Below are 18077 nucleotides of genomic sequence, written 5' to 3' on the forward strand. Positions count from 1 at the left end.
GGATCAAATAATTATCTTATCAGCAAATCTGTCTGCATCCTGTTGACGCAGCCATTGTGCATTGTTTATATTTTCAGCGAGATACATAATGGTAGGTTGACGGAAAAGCAACTGCAGATCGAGCGACACATCAAATTCCCTGAACACGCGCGACAGCATGGCGGTGGCCTTGAGGCTATGTCCTCCCAGTTCAAAAAAGTTGTCCCTTATGCCGATCCGGTCGATGCCCAGCACCTCCTGCCATATTTCTGCCAGCCGCGATTCCGTTTCATTCGTAGGCGGACAGTATTCATTCCTGATAATATCTGCTGGTGTCACCGCAGGCAGCAGGCGTTTATCCGTCTTGCCGTTGGAACTGAGTGGAATATGCGCAAGGTCCACATAATGAGAAGGCACCATATAGGCAGGTAATACCTGTGACAGGCTATCCTTCAGTTGTTGTTTATCAATCGCCGGTGACGATACCATAAAAGCAGCGATTACTTTGTCGCCATCCAGTTCCTGTACCACTACCGCTACCTGTTTTACGGCCGGCTGCCTCAAAATAGCCTGTTCTATTTCTCCCAGCTCTATCCGGTAGCCGCGTACTTTCACCTGGTCGTCGGCACGGCCGGAGACGGCAATAGTACCATCCGGCAGCCACCTGGCCACATCCCCGGTGCGGTACAGTCTTTCGCCCGCACGGAAAGGATGCGCAATGAAACGCTCTGCGGTGAGCGATGGATTGTTCAGATAACCGCGGGCAAGGCCTGCACCGGCAATACACAGCTCTCCATTCACCCCGATGGGTTGCAATTGCTGCTGTTCATCCAGGATATATATCTGCGTATTATCCAGTGGACGGCCAATACTCAGCTGGCCGGCATAAGATAAAAGTGTATTCGTTACGGTTGTCTCCGTTGGTCCGTATTCGTTATAGAAAGTCACATACCCGCGCCAGGACTCTGCCAGTTCCCGCTTACAGGGCTCTCCTCCTGCAACCACCCGTTGCAGCCCGTTATAGTCTCCCGGTGTGATCATCTCCAGGTAACTCGGCGTGGCATGGAAATGTGTGATCGCTGCGGCTGACAGTAACAACATCATGGCCGCAGGGTCCTGCCGGGTGGCCTCGGGCGCTACCACCAGGGCCGCGCCATGAAGCAGGGCCAGGAAGATCTGCTCTACAGATGCGTCGAAACTCAACGCGGAGAACTGCAATATCCTATCCGTTGGTTGCACCCCGAAGCTCCTGCCCTGGCTGGCAATCAGGTTTACGACGCTGTGCTGCCCGATCATTACCCCTTTGGGCTTGCCGGTGGAACCGGAGGTGTAGATCACATAAGCCAGGTCTGTGGATTGATTAATAATTTCCGGCAGCTGCTCGCTGTAATCGGCGGCATGTTCCCGGAAGTCCTCCAATACCGCGGCATCGATCACCAGCCGGCAGCCGCTGTCGGCTATCATGTAGCCGATACGTTCCTGCGGGTAGCTGGTGTCCAGCGGCAGGTAAGCGCCGCCGGATTTCAGGATAGCCATCAGCGTGATGATCAGCCATTCGCTGCGTTCCAGCTGTATGCCTACCAGCTCGTCGCGCTGCACCTGGCAGCGCTGCCGCAGGTAATGTGCCAGGCGGTTGGACAGGCGGTCCAGTTCCCGGTAGCTCAGGCGCACCTCCTCGTATACCAGGGCGGTGTTGTCCGGTGTGCGCTGCGCCTGTTCCACGAACAGCGCGGCCAGCGGCTTATCCTTCGGATAAGCGACGGTTGTATTGTTAAAAGTGTGTAATAAAGTTTCCTGTTCGGCCACAGGCAGATAAGATAAACGGCCCAACGGCGTTTCAGGCGTGTTCACCACCGCCAGCAACAGTCCTTCCAGGTGGGTGGCCATACGAACGGCGGTATCCCGCTGATACAGGTCGGTGTTGTATTCCAGCCGCAGGCGAACCATATCGGCTGACAGTTCCGTGAAGTTGAACAGGAGGTCAAATTTACTGATGCCACCATCAGCTCCCGCATAGGGCTGCGCCTGTAAACCGTCGCAGTCGATGGTGGTGCGGTCATTGTTCTGCAATACCACCATCACGTCAAACAGGGCGCTGCGGCTGAGATCACGCGGCAGGTCCAGTGCATCCACCAGCTCGTCGAAGGGATAGGCCTGGTGCTCATAGGCGCCCAGGGCGACTGTCTTCACCTGGTCCAGCAGCTGCAGGAAACTGTGTTGCCTGTCCAGCCGGGTGCGTAAAGCCAGCGTATTGACGTAGAAGCCCAGCTGGCCCGACAGATCGGCATGCTCACGGCCTGCAACAGGGCTACCGGTGATAATATCATCCTGGCCACTGTAGCGGTGCAGCAGGATATTCACCAGTGACAACAAGCCCATGAACAGGGTAGCGTCCTGCGCCAGCAGCAGTGACTTCAGCGCTGCTGACGGCACATCTATCGTTACAAAATCGCCCTGATAGGTTTTTACTGCCGGGCGAATACCGTCAGTGGGCAGCTCCAGCACAGGCAGCGGCCCGGAGAACTGATCCAGCCAGTAAGCCTTGCTGGCGGCCATTTCAGGCGACAGCAAACAGGATTGCTGCCAGGCTGCGTAATCCTTGTATTGTAAAGGAAGGGCAGGCAACGGCCTGTTGCCTTTGCCGTTATAGTAATGTAGCACTTCTTTTATCAGCACATCTATGGACCAGCCATCGCTGATGATGTGATGCATCACAAAGCCCAGCAGGTAATGTCCTTCGCTGATCTCATACAGGCGGGCGCGCAGCAGCGGGCCGGCGGACAAGTCAAACGGTGCGGACAGGTCTGCGTGGAGATCCTCACCCGGCAACAGCGAAAAGTCAATCTCTTCTGCCGGGATGATGAACTGCCTTACCTCTCCTGCTGTATTCTTCCGGAAAACGGTCCTTAATATCTCATGGCGGCGGATCACCTCCCGGAAGCCCGCTTCCAGCAAGTCCTTGTCCAGCGTGCCTTCTAGCTCCAGTACCGCCGGCATATGATACGCTGTGCTGGCATCACCCAGTTGGCTCAGCAGCCACATACGGCGCTGTGATGATGACAGGGCATAATCTTCCCGGACATCCAGCACGGGGATACGCTGATAAGCGCTTTGCTCCTGTGCAGCGATCCAGGCGGCTTGTTCCTCCAGCACGGGCCGCAGGAAAAGTTCCTTCAATGGCACGCGGACCGAGAACTGTTGATGGATGGCGGCGGCCAGGCGGGACAGCTTTAAGCTATGACCGCCCAGCTCAAAGAAATTATCCTTTACACCGGCCTCGCGGGAAAGCAACTGCTGCCAGAGAGTTGCCAGCTGCTGCTCTGTGGCATTGCGCGGAGCGATATAGTTCGTATGTCTTTCTCCGTTATCGGCAGGCAATGGCAGGCGGCGCTTGTCCACTTTACCGTTGGCCGTCAGCGGCAGGCTGTCCAACGTTACAAAGAAAGCCGGCACCATATAGCCCGGAAGCCGCTCTGACAGCCAGCTCCGAAGCGCGGCAACATCAACGTCCGCAGCGCTTACTATATAAGCTACGAGGTCTTTTTCGCCGGGCTGTATTTCAGCAGCGATCACTACTGCCTGTTGTATACCTTCATAACCCTGGATAACATACGTAATCTCTCCAGGCTCTATCCGGTAGCCGCGTACTTTCACCTGGTCGTCGGCACGGCCGGAGACGGCGATAGTACCGTCTGGCAGCCACCTGGCCACATCCCCGGTGCGGTACAGTCTTTCGCCCGTACGGAAAGGATGCGCAATGAAACGTTCTGCGGTGAGCGATGGATTGTTCAGATAACCGCGGGCAAGGCCTGCACCGGCAATACACAGCTCTCCATTCACCCCGATGGGTTGCAATTGCTGCTGTTCATCCAGGATATATATCTGCGTATTATCCAGCGGACGGCCAATACTCAGCTGGCCGGCATAAGATAAAAGTGTATTCGTTACGGTTGTCTCCGTTGGTCCGTATTCGTTATAGAAAGTCACGTGCCCACGCCAGGACTCTGCCAGTTCCCGCTTACAGGGCTCTCCTCCTGCAACCACCCGCTGCAGCCCGTTATAGGCTCCCGGTGTGATCATCTCCAGGTAACTCGGCGTGGCATGGAAATGTGTGATCGCTGCGGCTGACAGTAACAGCATCATGGCCGCAGGGTCCTGCCGGGTGGCCTCGGGCGCTACCACCAGGGCCGCGCCATGAAGAAGGGCCAGGAAGATCTGCTCTACAGATGCGTCGAAACTCAACGCGGAGAACTGCAATATCCTATCCGTTGGTTGCACCCCGAAGCTCCTGCCCTGGCTGGCAATCAGGTTCACGACACTGTGCTGCCCGATCATTACCCCTTTGGGCTTGCCGGTGGAACCGGAGGTGTAGATCACATAAGCCAGGTCTGTGGATTGATTAATAATTTCCGGCAGCTGCTCGCTGTAGTCGGCGGCATGTTCCCGGAAGTCCTCCAATACCACGGCATCGATCACCAGCCGGCAGCCGCTGTCGGCTATCATGTAGCCGATACGTTCCTGCGGGTAGCTGGTGTCCAGCGGCAGGTAAGCGCTACCGGATTTCAGGATAGCCATCAGCGTGATGATCAGCCATTCGCTGCGGTCCAGCTGTATGCCTACCAGCTCGTCGCGCTGCACCTGGCAGCGCTGCCGCAGGTAATGTGCCAGGCGGTTGGACAGGCGGTCCAGCTCCTGGTAGCTCAGGCGCACCTCCTCATATACCAGGGCGGTATTGTCCGGTGTGCGCTGCGCCTGTTCCACGAACAGCGCGGCCAGCGGCTTATCCTTCGGATAAGCGACGGTTGTATTGTTAAAAGTGTGTAATAAAGTTTCCTGTTCGGCCACAGGCAGATAAGATAAACGGCCCAACGGCGTTTCAGGCGTGTTCACCACCGCCAGCAACAGTCCTTCCAGGTGGGTGGCCATACGAACGGCGGTATCCCGCTGATACAGGTCGGTGTTGTATTCCAGCCGCAGGCGAACCATATCGGCTGACAGTTCCGTGAAGTTGAACAGCAGGTCAAATTTACTGATGCCACCATCAGCTCCCGCATAGGGCTGCACCTGTAAACCGTCGCAGTCGATGGTGGTACGGTCATTGTTCTGCAATACCACCATCACGTCAAACAGGGCGCTGCGGCTGAGATCACGCGGCAGGTCCAGTGCATCCACCAGCTCGTCGAAGGGATAGGCCTGGTGCTCATAGGCGCCCAGGGCGACTGTCTTCACCTGGTCCAGCAGCTGCAGGAAGCTGTGTTGCCTGTCCAGCCGGGTGCGTAAAGCCAGCGTATTGACGTAGAAGCCCAGCTGGCCCGACAGGTCGGCATGCTCACGGCCCGCAACGGGGCTACCGGTGATAATATCATCATGGCCACTGTAGCGGTGCAGCAGGATATTCACCAGCGACAACAAGCCCATGAACAGGGTAGCATCCTGCGCCAGCAGCAGTGATTTCAGCGCTGCGGACGGCACATCTACCGTTACAAAATCGCCCTGGTAGGTTTTTACTGCCGGGCGAATACCGTCAGTGGGCAGCTCCAGCACAGGCAGCGGCCCGGAGAACTGGTCCAGCCAGTAAGCCTTGCTGGCGGCCATTTCAGGCGACAGCAAACAGGATTGCTGCCAGGCTGCATAATCCTTGTATTGTAAAGGAAGGGCGGGCAACGGCGTGTTGCCTTTGCCGTTATAGTAATGTAGTACTTCTTTTATCAGCACATCTATGGACCAGCCATCGCTGATGATGTGATGCATCACAAAGCCCAGCAGGTAATGTCCTTCGCTGATCTCATACAGGCGGGCGCGCAGCAGCGGGCCGGCGGACAAGTCAAACGGTGCGGACAGGTCTGCATGGAGATCATCGCCCGGCAACAGCGAAAAGTCAATCTCTTCTGCCGGGATGATGTACTGCCTTACCTCTCCTGCTTTATTCTCCCGGAAAACGGTCCTTAATATCTCATGGCGGCGGATCACCTCCCGGAAGCCCGCTTCCAGCAAGCCCTTGTCCAGCGTACCTTTCAGCTCCAGTACCGCCGGCATATGATACGCTGTGCTGGCATCACCCAATTGGCTCAGCAGCCACATACGGCGCTGTGACGATGACAGGGCATAATCTTCCCGGACATCCAGCACGGGGATACGCTGATAAGCGCTTTGCTCCTGTGCGGCGATCCAGGCGGCTTGTTCCTCCAGCACGGGCCGCAGGAAAAGCTCCTTCAATGGCACGCGGACCGAGAACTGTTGATGGATGGCGGCGGCCAGGCGGGACAGCTTTAAGCTATGACCGCCCAGCTCAAAGAAATTATCCTTTACACCGGCTTCGCGGGAAAGCAACTGCTGCCAGAGCGTTGCCAGCTGCTGTTCTGTGGCATTGCGCGGAGCGATATAGTTCGTATGTCTTCCTCCGTTACCGGCAGGCAATGGCAGGCGGCGTTTATCCACCTTACCGTTGGCCGTCAGCGGCAGACTCTCCAACGCTACAAAGAAAGCCGGTACCATATAGCCCGGCAGCCGCTCTGACAGCCAGCTCCGAAGCGCGGCCACATCAACGTCCGCAGCGCTTACTATATAAGCTACGAGGTCTTTTTCGCCAGGCTGTATTTCAGCAGCGATCACTACTGCCTGTTGTATACCTTCATAGCCCTGGATGACATGCGTAATCTCTCCAGGCTCTATCCGGTAGCCGCGTACTTTCACCTGGTCGTCGGCACGGCCGCAGAACAACAAATTGCCTGATGCAGTCCATCTGCCTATGTCACCTGTTTTATACAGGCGTTCACCAGGAATAAAAGGATGTACGACAAATTTCTCAGCTGTCAGGGCAGGATTATTCAGATAACCACGGGCCAATCCGTCTCCCCCTACCCATATTTCGCCGGCCACCCCTATCGGACAAAGTTGTCCTTCCTTGTCCAACACATAAGCAGTGCTGTTGCTGACAGGTCTTCCTATGGGGATTTCCGTCTGCGATGCATCCACCACATGACACAGGGAGAAAGTTGTATTTTCCGTGGGCCCGTAACCGTTAATAATGGTCAGCTGCGGACACGACTCCTGCAAAACACGTACGTGCGTTGCAGATAGCTTGTCACCGCCTGCCAGTACCGTTTGCAATGAGCGGAAGACAACCGGCGACCTGTCTATCAGCTGATGAAACCATCCGGCGGTAAACCACATCATCGTTACCTGCTCGCGGTTGACCAGCTGTAATAATTGTTCATCATCCAGCAGTACATCCAGTGAGCTCATCACCAGTGTGCCGCCGTGCAATAACATGCTCCAGTATTCAAATGTAGTAGCGTCGAAGGATACCGCACCTGTTGACAGCAACACCTCCTCTCCTTTCAGTTGCACATAGTTACAACCCATTACCAGCCTTACCACACTGCGTTGTTCAATCATTACCCCTTTGGGCTTGCCGGTGGAACCGGAGGTATACATTACATAGGCCAGGTCTGTAGGTTGATTGACTTGTTCCGGCAGCTGCTCGCTGTAATCGGCGGCATGTTCCCGGAAGTCCTCCAATACCGCGGCATCGATCACCAGCCGGCAGCCGCTGTCGGCTATCATGTAGTCGATACGTTCCTGCGGATAGCTGGTGTCCAGCGGCAGGTAAGCGCCGCCGGATTTCAGGATAGCCATCAGCGTGATGATCAGCCATTCGCTGCGTTCCAGCTGTATGCCTACCAGCTCGTCGCGCTGCACCTGGCAGCGCTGCCGCAGGTAATGCGCCAGGCGGTTGGACAGGTGATCCAGTTCCCGGTAGCTTAGGCGCACCTCCTCATATACCAGGGCGGTGTTGTCCGGCGTGCGCCGCGCCTGTTCCACGAACAGCGCGGCCAGCGGCTTATCCTTCGGATAAGCGACGGTTGTATTGTTAAAAGTGTGTAATAAAGTTTCCTGTTCGGCCACAGGCAGATAAGATAAACGGCCCAACGGCGTTTCAGGCGTGTTCACCACCGCCAGCAACAGTCCTTCCAGGTGGGTGGCCATGCGAACGGCGGTATCCTGCTGATACAGGTCGGTGTTGTATTCCAGCCGCAGGCGGACCGTATCGGCTGACAGTTCCGTAAAGTTGAACAGCAGGTCAAATTTACTGATGCCACCATCAGCTCCCGCATAGGGCTGCACCTGTAAACCGTCGCTGTCGATGGTGGTGCGGTCATTGTTCTGCAATACCACCATCACGTCAAACAGGGCGCTGCGGCTGAGATCACGCGGCAGGTCCAGTGCATCCACCAGCTCGTCGAACGGATAGGCCTGGTGTTCATAGGCGCCCAGGGCGACTGTCTTCACCTGCTCCAGCAGCTGCAGGAAACTGTGTTGCCTGTCCAGCCGGGTGCGTAAAGCCAGTGTATTGACGTAGAAGCCCAGCTGGCCCGACAGATCGGCATGCTCACGGCCCGCAACGGGGCTGCCGGTGATAATATCATCCTGGCCACTGTAGCGGTGCAGCAGGATATTCACCAGCGACAACAAGCCCATGAACAGGGTAGCATCCTGCGCCAGCAGCAGTGACTTCAGCGCTGCGGACGGCACATCTACCGTTACAAAATCGCCCTGGTAGGTTTTTACTGCCGGGCGAATACCGTCAGTGGGCAGCTCCAGCACAGGCAGCGGCCCGGAGAACTGGTCCAGCCAGTAAGCCTTGCTGGCGGCCATTTCAGGCGACAGCAAACAGGATTGCTGCCAGGCTGCATAATCCTTGTATTGTAAAGGAAGGGCGGGCAACGGCGTGTTGCCTTTGCCGTTATAGTAGTGTAATACTTCTTTTATCAGCACATCTATGGACCAGCCATCGCTGATGATGTGATGCATCACAAAGCCCAGCAGGTAATGTCCTTCGCTGATCTCATACAGGCGGGCGCGCAGCAGCGGGCCGGCGGACAAGTCAAACGGTGCGGACAGGTCTGCATGGAGATCATCGCCCGGCAACAGCGAAAAGTCAATCTCTTCTGCCGGGATGATGAACTGCCTTACCTCTCCTGCTTTATTCTCCCGGAAAACGGTCCTTAATATCTCATGGCGGCGGATCACCTCCCGGAAGCCCGCTTCCAGCAAGTCCTTGTCCAGCGTGCCTTCTAGCTCCAGTACCGCCGGCATATGATACGCTGTGCTGGCATCACCCAGTTGGCTCAGCAGCCACATACGGCGCTGTGATGATGACAGGGCATAATCTTCCCGGACATCCAGCACGGGGATACGCTGATAAGCGCTTTGCTCCTGTGCAGCGATCCAGGCGGCTTGTTCCTCCAGCACGGGCCGCAGGAAAAGTTCCTTCAATGGCACGCGGACCGAGAACTGTTGATGGATGGCGGCGGCCAGGCGGGACAGCTTTAAGCTATGACCGCCCAGCTCAAAGAAATTATCCTTTACACCGGCCTCGCGGGAAAGCAGCTGCTGCCAAAGGGTTGCCAGCTGCTGTTCTGTGGCATTGCGCGGAGCGATATAGTTCGTATGTCTTTCTCCGTTACCGGCAGGCAATGGCAGACGGCGTTTATCCACCTTACCGTTGGCCGTCAGCGGCAGACTCTCCAACGCTACAAAGAAAGCCGGTACCATATAACCCGGAAGCCGCTCTGACAGCCAGCTACGAAGCGCGGCAATATCAACGTCCGCGGCGCTTACTATATAAGCTACGAGGTCTTTTTCGCCGGGCTGTATTTCAGCAGCGATCACTACTGCCTGTTGTATACCTTCATAGCCCAGGATAAAATGTGTAATCTCTCCAGGCTCTATCCGGTAGCCGCGTATTTTCACCTGGTCGTCGGCACGGCCGGAGACCGCGATAGTGCCATCTGGCAGCCACCTGGCTACGTCCCCGGTGCGGTACAGTTTTTCATCCGCACGGAAAGGATGCGCAATGAAACGTTCTGCGGTGAGCGATGGATTGTTCAGATAACCGCGGGCAAGGCCTGCGCCTGCAATACACAGCTCTCCATTCACCCCGATAGGTTGCAATTGCTGCTGTTCATCCAGGATGTATATCTGTGTATTATCCAGCGGGCGCCCTACAGGGATGGTCCTTTCTTCCTGGCCGGACACCAGGTAAATATTGCTGGAAATTGTGGCCTCCGTAGGTCCGTATTTGTTATAGAACTTCAGCCGGTGCGACCATCTCTCCGCCAGTGAGGCGGGACAAGCTTCTCCGGCAGAAACCATTCTCTTTAAACATAAGCCGCCGCCGGTGTCTACCCCATCCAGCAATGCAGGCACTGTATGTATATGCGTAATGCGGTGCTTTCTAAGGAATTGGTTCAGTAACACAGGATCCAGTGTTTCTTCCCTGCTGATGATGTACAGGGAAGCGCCGAACAATAATCCCAGCAATACCTGTTCCGCAGAAGCATCAAATGCAATATTGGAAACCTGGATAATGCGGTCCTGGTCATCCACCTGGTAGTGCCGGTTGATGGCAAAGATGTAGTTGACCAGGTTGCGATGCGTGATCATCACCCCTTTAGGCTGACCGGTAGAACCGGAAGTATAAATAACGTAGGCAAGATCTTCCGGTTCATGGTGATTTACCGGGCCATGGGCCATGTGGTCATGTTCGTCCTGCCGGAAGGTCGCCACCATGTCCGCATCTACCACCAGCTTACAGCCGCTGTCCTTTATGATGTAAAGGATACGTTCGGCGGGATAGGCCGGATCTATAGGCAGATAAGCAGCACCTGCTTTCCAGATGGCCAACAGCGTGATGATCATCCACTCGTTGCGTTCCAGCTGCAATCCTATCAGGGAACGGGCCTGTACGTCATATTGTTTCCGCAGGAAGTGCGAGAACCTGCTTGAAATTTCATCCAGCTCCTCATAAGTGAGCACATTTTCCCCGGATACCAGCGCGGTATGATCAGGCGTACGTTTCACCTGCGCAGACCACAGGTCTGTGAGCGTTTTGTCTAAGGGGAACGGCTGCGCTGTATCATTGAAGTCCTCCAGCAGCAGTTGCCTTTCAGCGTCAGACATATACATCAACTGTCCCACAGCAACACCGGCATCAGCGACCACGGCCTGCAGAAGTCCTTTTACGTGGAGGGCCATGCGATGAGCGGTATCCTGCTTATACAGATCTGTATTGTATTCCAGCCGGAGACGGATAATATCGTCGGCCAGTTCGGTAAAATTAAACGAGAGATCGAATTTACTGATAGTGTTCTCGACCCCTTCATAAGGAGCAGCAGAGAATTCATCAGTGGCAATAACCGCACTATCGTTATTCTGCAATACCACCAGTACATCGAAGAGCGCGTTGCGTCCGAGATCACGGGGCAGGTCCAGCGATTCCACCAGTTCGTCAAACGGGTATGCCTGATGCTCATACGCTCCCATGGCTACGGACTTCACGTGCGCCAGCAACTGTGCAAAGCTATGCCCGGCATTGACGCTGGTACGCAATGCCAGCGTGTTTACGTAGAAACCTATCTGGTGGGCCAGGTCTGCATGTACGCGGCCGGCCACCGGGCTTCCCACAATAATATCTTCCTGGCCGCTGTACCGGTGCAACAATATTTTCACCAGCGATAATACGCCCATGAACAGCGTGGCATCATGATGCTGCAACAAACGTTTAAAAGCAGCCGCCGGAAGGTCCAGCGTTACCGCGTTGCCACGGAAAGTTTTCACCGCAGGCCGTACCGCGTCCAGCGGCATTTCCAGCACGGGCAGCCCGCCAGACAGCTGTTCCATCCAATAGTTTCTGCTGGCAAGCATATCGGCAGACAGCAATTCCTGTTGCTGCCAGGCCGCATAATCCTTGTATTGTACTGTGAGCGGCAGCAGCTGCGACGAATGACCGTTGTAATGCGCCAGTACTTCTCTGACCAGTATATCTATTGACCAACCGTCACTGATGATATGGTGCATTACAAAACTGAGTACATAACGGCCGGCGCCCTGAGGGTAAAGGACCGCCCGCAACAACGGCCCTGCCGACAAATCAAAGGGGACGGACAGCTCTTGCTGCAGCGCTTCATCAAGCTGTTCTGTATGCCGTATCGCCAGGCGGAACAACTGTTCGTGGGGCGGACGTATCACCTGCCGCACCTCACCGGCATTATTTTCTACAAAAACCGTCCGCAGTATTTCATGCCTGGCGATAAGCTGTAAAAAACTGTTTTCCAGCAATACCGTATCCACCTTGCCTTCCAGCAAGAGAAAAGCAGACATGTGATAAGCCGCGCTGCGTTCTTCCAGTTGGCTTAACAACCACATACGGCGTTGCGACGATGACAACGCATAATCTTCCTGCACGCCTAACAATGGTATGCCTTTATAGCCGGACTTGTCAAAGCTATCGATCAACCTGGCCTGATCTTCCAGTACCGGGTGGTTGAACAGGTCCCGCAACGGTATGCGTACGTCAAATTCCTGGTGGAGCTGTGCGGCCAGCCGGGATAATTTCAGGCTATGTCCGCCCTGTTCAAAAAAGTTGTCCAGCACGCTGACTTTGTCCTTGTTCAGCAGTTTATGCCACAGGGCCGCCAGCCGGATTTCCGTAACGGTGCGTGGCGCCACGGACACGCGGCGCTGCAAATCGTTCCAGGACAGGTCTGCCAGTGCTTTCCTGTCTACCTTGCCGTTTATATTTAAAGGGATTTCAGTAAGCGCCATAAATTGCGCCGGTACCATATATGCCGGTAATCTGCCTGCCAGGAATTGTTTCAGCGCTACCACATCTATTGCCTGGCCCGCAACATAATAACCGACCAACACCCTGTCGTTTCCGGCATCTCTTACGTCGGCCACTGCCCGTTGTATGTCCGGAGAAAACTGTAAGATAACATGTTCAATTTCTCCCAGTTCAATCCGGAAGCCGTTCAGCTTCACCTGCTGGTCTTTGCGGCCATAGTATTCCAGGTTGCCGTCGGGAAGCCAGCGGCCAATATCCCCGGTGTCATACATCAGCGCGCCCTCATGGAAGGGATTGACAACAAATTTCTCAGCGGTGAGCGCGGGTTTATGGAGATATCCCTGGCACAAACCGTCGCCGGCGATATAGATTTTCCCGTAAAGCCCCGGGGGTAGCAATTGCAGGGCGTCGTCCAGGATATATACCTGTGTATACGCAATTGGTTTTCCGATGGGCACATTCCGGTAGGTCCGCTGTTGCAGGCGATAGCAGGTGCTGTAGGTAGTATCTTCAGAAGGGCCATACAGGTTCCTCACTTCTGCCGGGAGCTGCACCAGTTTCCTCGCAACATCCGGCGGGAAAGGCTCTCCGGCCAGGTTGATCACTGATACGTTGCGCAGGTCCTGGCCTTCATCCAATAGCGCGCGCATGACCGAAGGTACTGTATTGAGCAGGATATTGTTATCCGTTTGCAGGTATTGCGCGCTTTCCAGCGCATTCTGCAAGATCCTGATCTTTCTGCCGGCAATAAGCGTATAAAACATCTCAAAGATGGAGAGGTCGAAGCAATGAGAGGTAGCGGCATACACGATATCAAAACGCGATTGCGCAAACTCAGATTGGCACCAGTCGAGGAACGCAGCTGCATTTTTATGCGCGATCATCACCCTTTGGGCTGACCGGTTGACCCGGAAGTGTAGATGATATAAGCCAGATCTCCCGGCTGGCTGACAGTTCCAGGGTTATCTGCCGGCATCTCATACTGCGACTGCATGAACAGCTGCAGCACCGCCGTATCCAGTACCAGTCTGGCGCGGGAGTCCTGTTGTATATAGGCTTGTCTTTCTTCAGGATAATTGACATCTACCGGAACATATGCGGCCCCGGTTTTTAACACCGCCATGATCGCTGTCAACAGGTTTTCATTGCGTGGAAGTTTCACCGCCACGATGTCTCCGGGGCCGGCATGATGCTGCTGCATGAGCCACCATGCCAGCCGGTTGGCGTTTTCATTGAGTTGGGCATAAGTCAGCTGCCGGCTGTCGCAGATAACCGCAACACGGTCCTGATGGGCCAGTACAGCCGCTTCCAGCTGGGACATGAGCAACCCGTTATGTTGCCAGGCGTTATGTCCCGCTGTATAGGTATGTAATAACAGCTCACGGTCCTGTTCATTAATTACCGGTATCTCCGTAACGGGCAGGGGCAAATAACTTTCCAGGTGTTGCAGCCAGTAATGAAAACAGTACAGGAAATGCGTGGCGATGGCGGGCGTACAGAAGTGTTCATCGAAAGAAGCCTTCAGGCCCCAGGATTCCGGTGTTTCCTGTAGTACTGTCAGGGAAAAAGGAAATACCTCCCCTTCGCTCTCCCTGCAGAAGAAGAAACCGGCATTGGCATGACTTTCAAAAGTACCGGGGGCGATGGTATGGGCAGCGTAGCGAAACACTTCCTGCACCAATGCTTTTGTCGTTTGCAACTGTTGTTGCAGCGTTTGCGGCTTCCAGGCGATATCGTATAATAAGGGGGCCTGTTCATGCTGAGGCAACCCTTTGGAGAAAATAAAAGGCTGTTCTCCAAAATACCTGCGCAATAAAACAGCATAAACCGTCATCAAGACAGTAAACTCCGCTAATGGCTTGCCGGAAGTAAGTTTCCTGAAATAAAAGATTGAACTGGTGCTGACAGTAATACGGGAACTGGCCACGGATGCTAACTGCAAGCGGTTAGACCCTGTCCTGTTTTTCAATTTTTCCTGCCAGTAGTTATCAATGAGTTTTCTCTTGATTGTTTCCATATCAACTACTGATTCAAAAATGCGGTGGGGGAAAAAACGGGTAATTACCCGGTTATTGTGCGAGCGCTTCTCCTATATAAATAGCGGGAACATCCATCAGGATAGACCTTTGCAGGATCTCTACCCTTACAAGGAATTTATGGTGACCCTTAAAGTGAACGATTTCGCAGGAGAGGCCGTTGAGCGGGCCTTCCTGCAGGATATATTTTTCACCGGGTCTGATGTAGTCGTAACATACTTCCAGCCCGGTACCGGCGACAGTGAGCAAACGTATATTATCTATTTCCTGCTGGCTAATTGAGGCAATCCGGTTGTTAAACTTAACGTAGTGGCATATCCCTTCCACCTGTATACTGGTCGTATACTGAAGAGGATCTTCCAGATATACAAATACATAAGAAGGAAACAATGGAAGTTCCACCGTTTTAAACCGGTCTTTCCACTTATGCCTTTCTTTTTTAAGGGGCAGATAATTTTCGATACTGCATCTGGACAGTTGTTCAGCTACTTTTTTTTCCTGCCTTGATCTGGTATAGATCAGGTACCAAGAAGGTGTGAACTGGGACATAGGTGCTGCTGTGTTTATTATGAGGTAACGTTTGGTACTTAAATGGTCATTTGAAATGCTCAACGTTTCTGGTGGGGTAAACGGTGTTACAATGCTTATTCATCAAGGGGTATGATGGCAAAACAAGTGTGCGGCAGTTTATACTCTGTTCCCTGCGGTATAACATAACCAGCGGCAACTAAATTTGTTTAGGATTACTAATTAAAATATATTCCACCAGGCCGTGAAGATGGAAAATATTTCAGAAAATATGATAACAGTATTAAAGCTGATTTTGGCATATTCGGTTCGCTCCCGCAACTGGCAGCTACCAGTACTCCGGCACATAGCATACAACAGCCATAGTCTTAAACCCGAAAGGGCAGAGCTATCGCTACTTTCACTTACATATTCTGTAGTGAGTTAAAAAAAATCAAAGACGCCGTAACAAACACATCAATAAATGTTGTTTGTTACAACATCAAGTTATGAAGGAATAATAAAAAGTATTGGGCAAAACAAGCACCCTAAGGTCTCCAGACTAGCCAACTAAACTAAAACGGGGCTCTACTGGCATTTTACTATTCGCTAACAAACATCCAACGGTTATTTCTTAGGCACTAAAATTAGTTTTTTGTTTAGAATTAAAAAAATTAAATCGGAAATTTCTCATTTAGTTAACCCATAACGCACGCTGGTATTAAAAAGCGACTGAATGTCAATTGAAAATTGTACCCGCACAGGCATGAGATAAAAAGTGTTGCCTGGACACCTTCGGGAAACCGTTCCGCTAAAAAGGTGCCATACCTGCTGCACAGAAGAATGCACCGGAATTCAGGGGAAGTGGATTTTTAAGTCATCGAAGCTGTTGGATGAAACCGAGGCATCCGAAAGTGGCGGAATCAATTTTCATAAAACGTAAAAGCAGGCAGCAGTCTGATGAAGCGCAAGAGCTGAGCGCGCAGTTTTTGTATATTCGCGGTTCATTTTTTGTTCGTTTCACAATGAGACTTGCCATATTCGCCGACGTTCACGGCAAACTGTTGTTACCCTTTAAGCTGGTAGACTGCTACCAGCAACAAACCGGTCAAACGATTGACTTCATACTGCAGTGTGGTGACATGGGCGCCTATCCGGATATACACCGGCTCGACAAAGCCACTATTAAACACGCCCGGGAAAACCGCGACGAGCTGGGATTTCACGATAATTTTATCCACGAGAACAAAGATATCAGGCGATTACTGGAGCGCCTTAATATAGATATGATCTGTGTGCGGGGCAATCATGAAGACCATGACTTCCTGGATCGGCTGGAGCAGGCAAACCCGGCGTTGCCTCGTTTCCCGATAGATGTTTATAAGCGGATATTCGTGTGCCGTTCCGGCGTGAGACAGGAACTCCGGAAGGGCCAGGAAGTCGTATACCTGGCGGGCATCGGCCGTATCGGCGATGCCAAAGGAAGAACGGACCCACGTTTCATCCAGGAATACGAGCAGCGTGAAGTAAAGAAGCTGCTGAGGAGCAGCGGCCATATCGATGTGCTTATTACCCACGACAAAGACGACAGCAGTCAACGTGGTTATGGCATGAAGGCTATCCGCGATGTGCTGGACAACGTACCCGTACGCTATCACTTTTACGGGCATACGGGAGAACCGTTCCGGCAGGAAACAGATGTCAACGGCATCACGCAATCGATGAAAGTCAGCGAGCTGGAGTTTGGCCCCGGCGGCATCCTGCCGGAAGGGTGTATGCTGGTCCTGGACCATCGCCCGGATGGAGACAGTACGCTGGAAGTTGTCCCCCGGCGCCTCACCAACCAGCTGACCCGGTACAACTGGAAAGATTGATGGCAGCCGGCCTGCTGTCGTCCTGGTAATGCAGCAGGAACAAAGATTTCGATCCTATATTCTCAGAAATATATTATAATTTACAAAAATTCGATAAATTAGCATTCATTGTATGGAGACACCCTACAAAATTTTGAGCAAACAATATGCAGGAGCAAAAAGGGAAACATCAGGCCTTACAAAATGATGAGCTGGGAATAATGGTCCGCTCAAACAACAATCCTTATCCCTCAGCTGATATTCAGGAAAAAATCCTGCAGCCCCGCAAATTATCGTCTTATTTTATTGTATTAATTGAAAGCGGGTCAATTACGTACAATTTGGACCTGCAGGACTTTACACTTACCGACGGACACCTGCTTTTTGCGATGCCCAATCAGATTTTTATACCCCCTGCCAAAACAGGCAATCTTAAATATTTTAAGCTGCTGTTTGATGAAAGCACATTAGCATTATTGCCACAACAATTTCCCTTTTTAGTTAACCCTTCAAACGCACAAACCATTATTCTTGACAGTATCGCAAAAGAAAGAGTAATAAGCGTTTTTGGCATTTTAGATCAGATGCTGCTCTCTGAGCACCATGAGACCGATACTGAAATAATATTGGCTTATCTGAACTTATTGCTGTCAGAGTTTAACAGCGCCTATTTTAAAAGCAAAGAGCCCGTCAGTGTTTTAAACAATAACCTTTCAAAGTTTGCCGAGTTCAAATTAGTCGTGGAAACACATCTTACGGAGCAACCTTCGATCAACGCGATTGCAGAAAAGCTGGCTTTATCTGCCAACAGTTTATATCGGATTGTTAAAGAGTACACCGGAACATCGCCCAAAGATTATTTTATTAACCGTTTGATGGCGGAAGCTCAGCGAAGATTGCGCTATTCCAATACTTCTGTCAAAGAGCTGGCTTACGAACTGGGTTTTAATGATCCTGATTATTTTTCCAGGCTCTTTAAGAAAAGTACCGGGAAAAGCGCAAGTGATTTTTTGCCCAGGCAGGATTTGTCGGGGAAATAAATTGAATTGTCCATTTCCGCTACTTTTTGGCCCG

4 protein-coding genes and 1 pseudogene are annotated in these 18077 nt (G+C 52.8%); 2 read left to right on the forward strand and 3 right to left on the reverse strand.

The features are described 5' to 3' along the window. Positions 1-3 precede the first annotated feature (3 nt). From HF324_RS18645 to HF324_RS18655, 3 genes and pseudogenes are all read right to left on the reverse strand, one after another. Positions 4-12606: a non-ribosomal peptide synthetase gene (locus tag HF324_RS18645; RefSeq protein WP_309475680.1), complete on the reverse strand. Its 12603-nt coding sequence runs from the start codon at positions 12604-12606 to the stop codon at positions 4-6. Then, positions 12589-14624 (reverse strand): annotated as a pseudogene (locus tag HF324_RS33650) (amino acid adenylation domain-containing protein); the annotation flags it as partial. The pseudogene HF324_RS33650 and the gene HF324_RS18645, both read right to left, overlap by 18 nt. A 52-nt stretch (positions 14625-14676) precedes the next feature. Continuing rightward, a complete protein-coding gene (locus tag HF324_RS18655) occupies positions 14677-15192 on the reverse strand; it encodes a UpxY family transcription antiterminator (RefSeq protein ID WP_168803923.1) in 516 nt (171 codons plus the stop codon). Positions 15193-16175: 983 nt separating this feature from the next. Between HF324_RS18655 and HF324_RS18660 the strand changes: the two genes are divergently transcribed. Further along, positions 16176-17024, forward strand: coding sequence for a metallophosphoesterase family protein (locus HF324_RS18660; protein ID WP_168803924.1), 849 nt, complete (start codon positions 16176-16178; stop codon positions 17022-17024). Between the two features lie 146 nt (positions 17025-17170). After that, entirely contained in the window at positions 17171-18043 is an 873-nt protein-coding gene (locus tag HF324_RS18665) for a helix-turn-helix domain-containing protein (protein WP_168803925.1), read from the forward strand. The last annotated feature ends 34 nt before the right edge of the window (positions 18044-18077 follow it).

This window comes from Chitinophaga oryzae (genome assembly GCF_012516375.2).
Lineage (GTDB): Bacteria > Bacteroidota > Bacteroidia > Chitinophagales > Chitinophagaceae > Chitinophaga > Chitinophaga oryzae.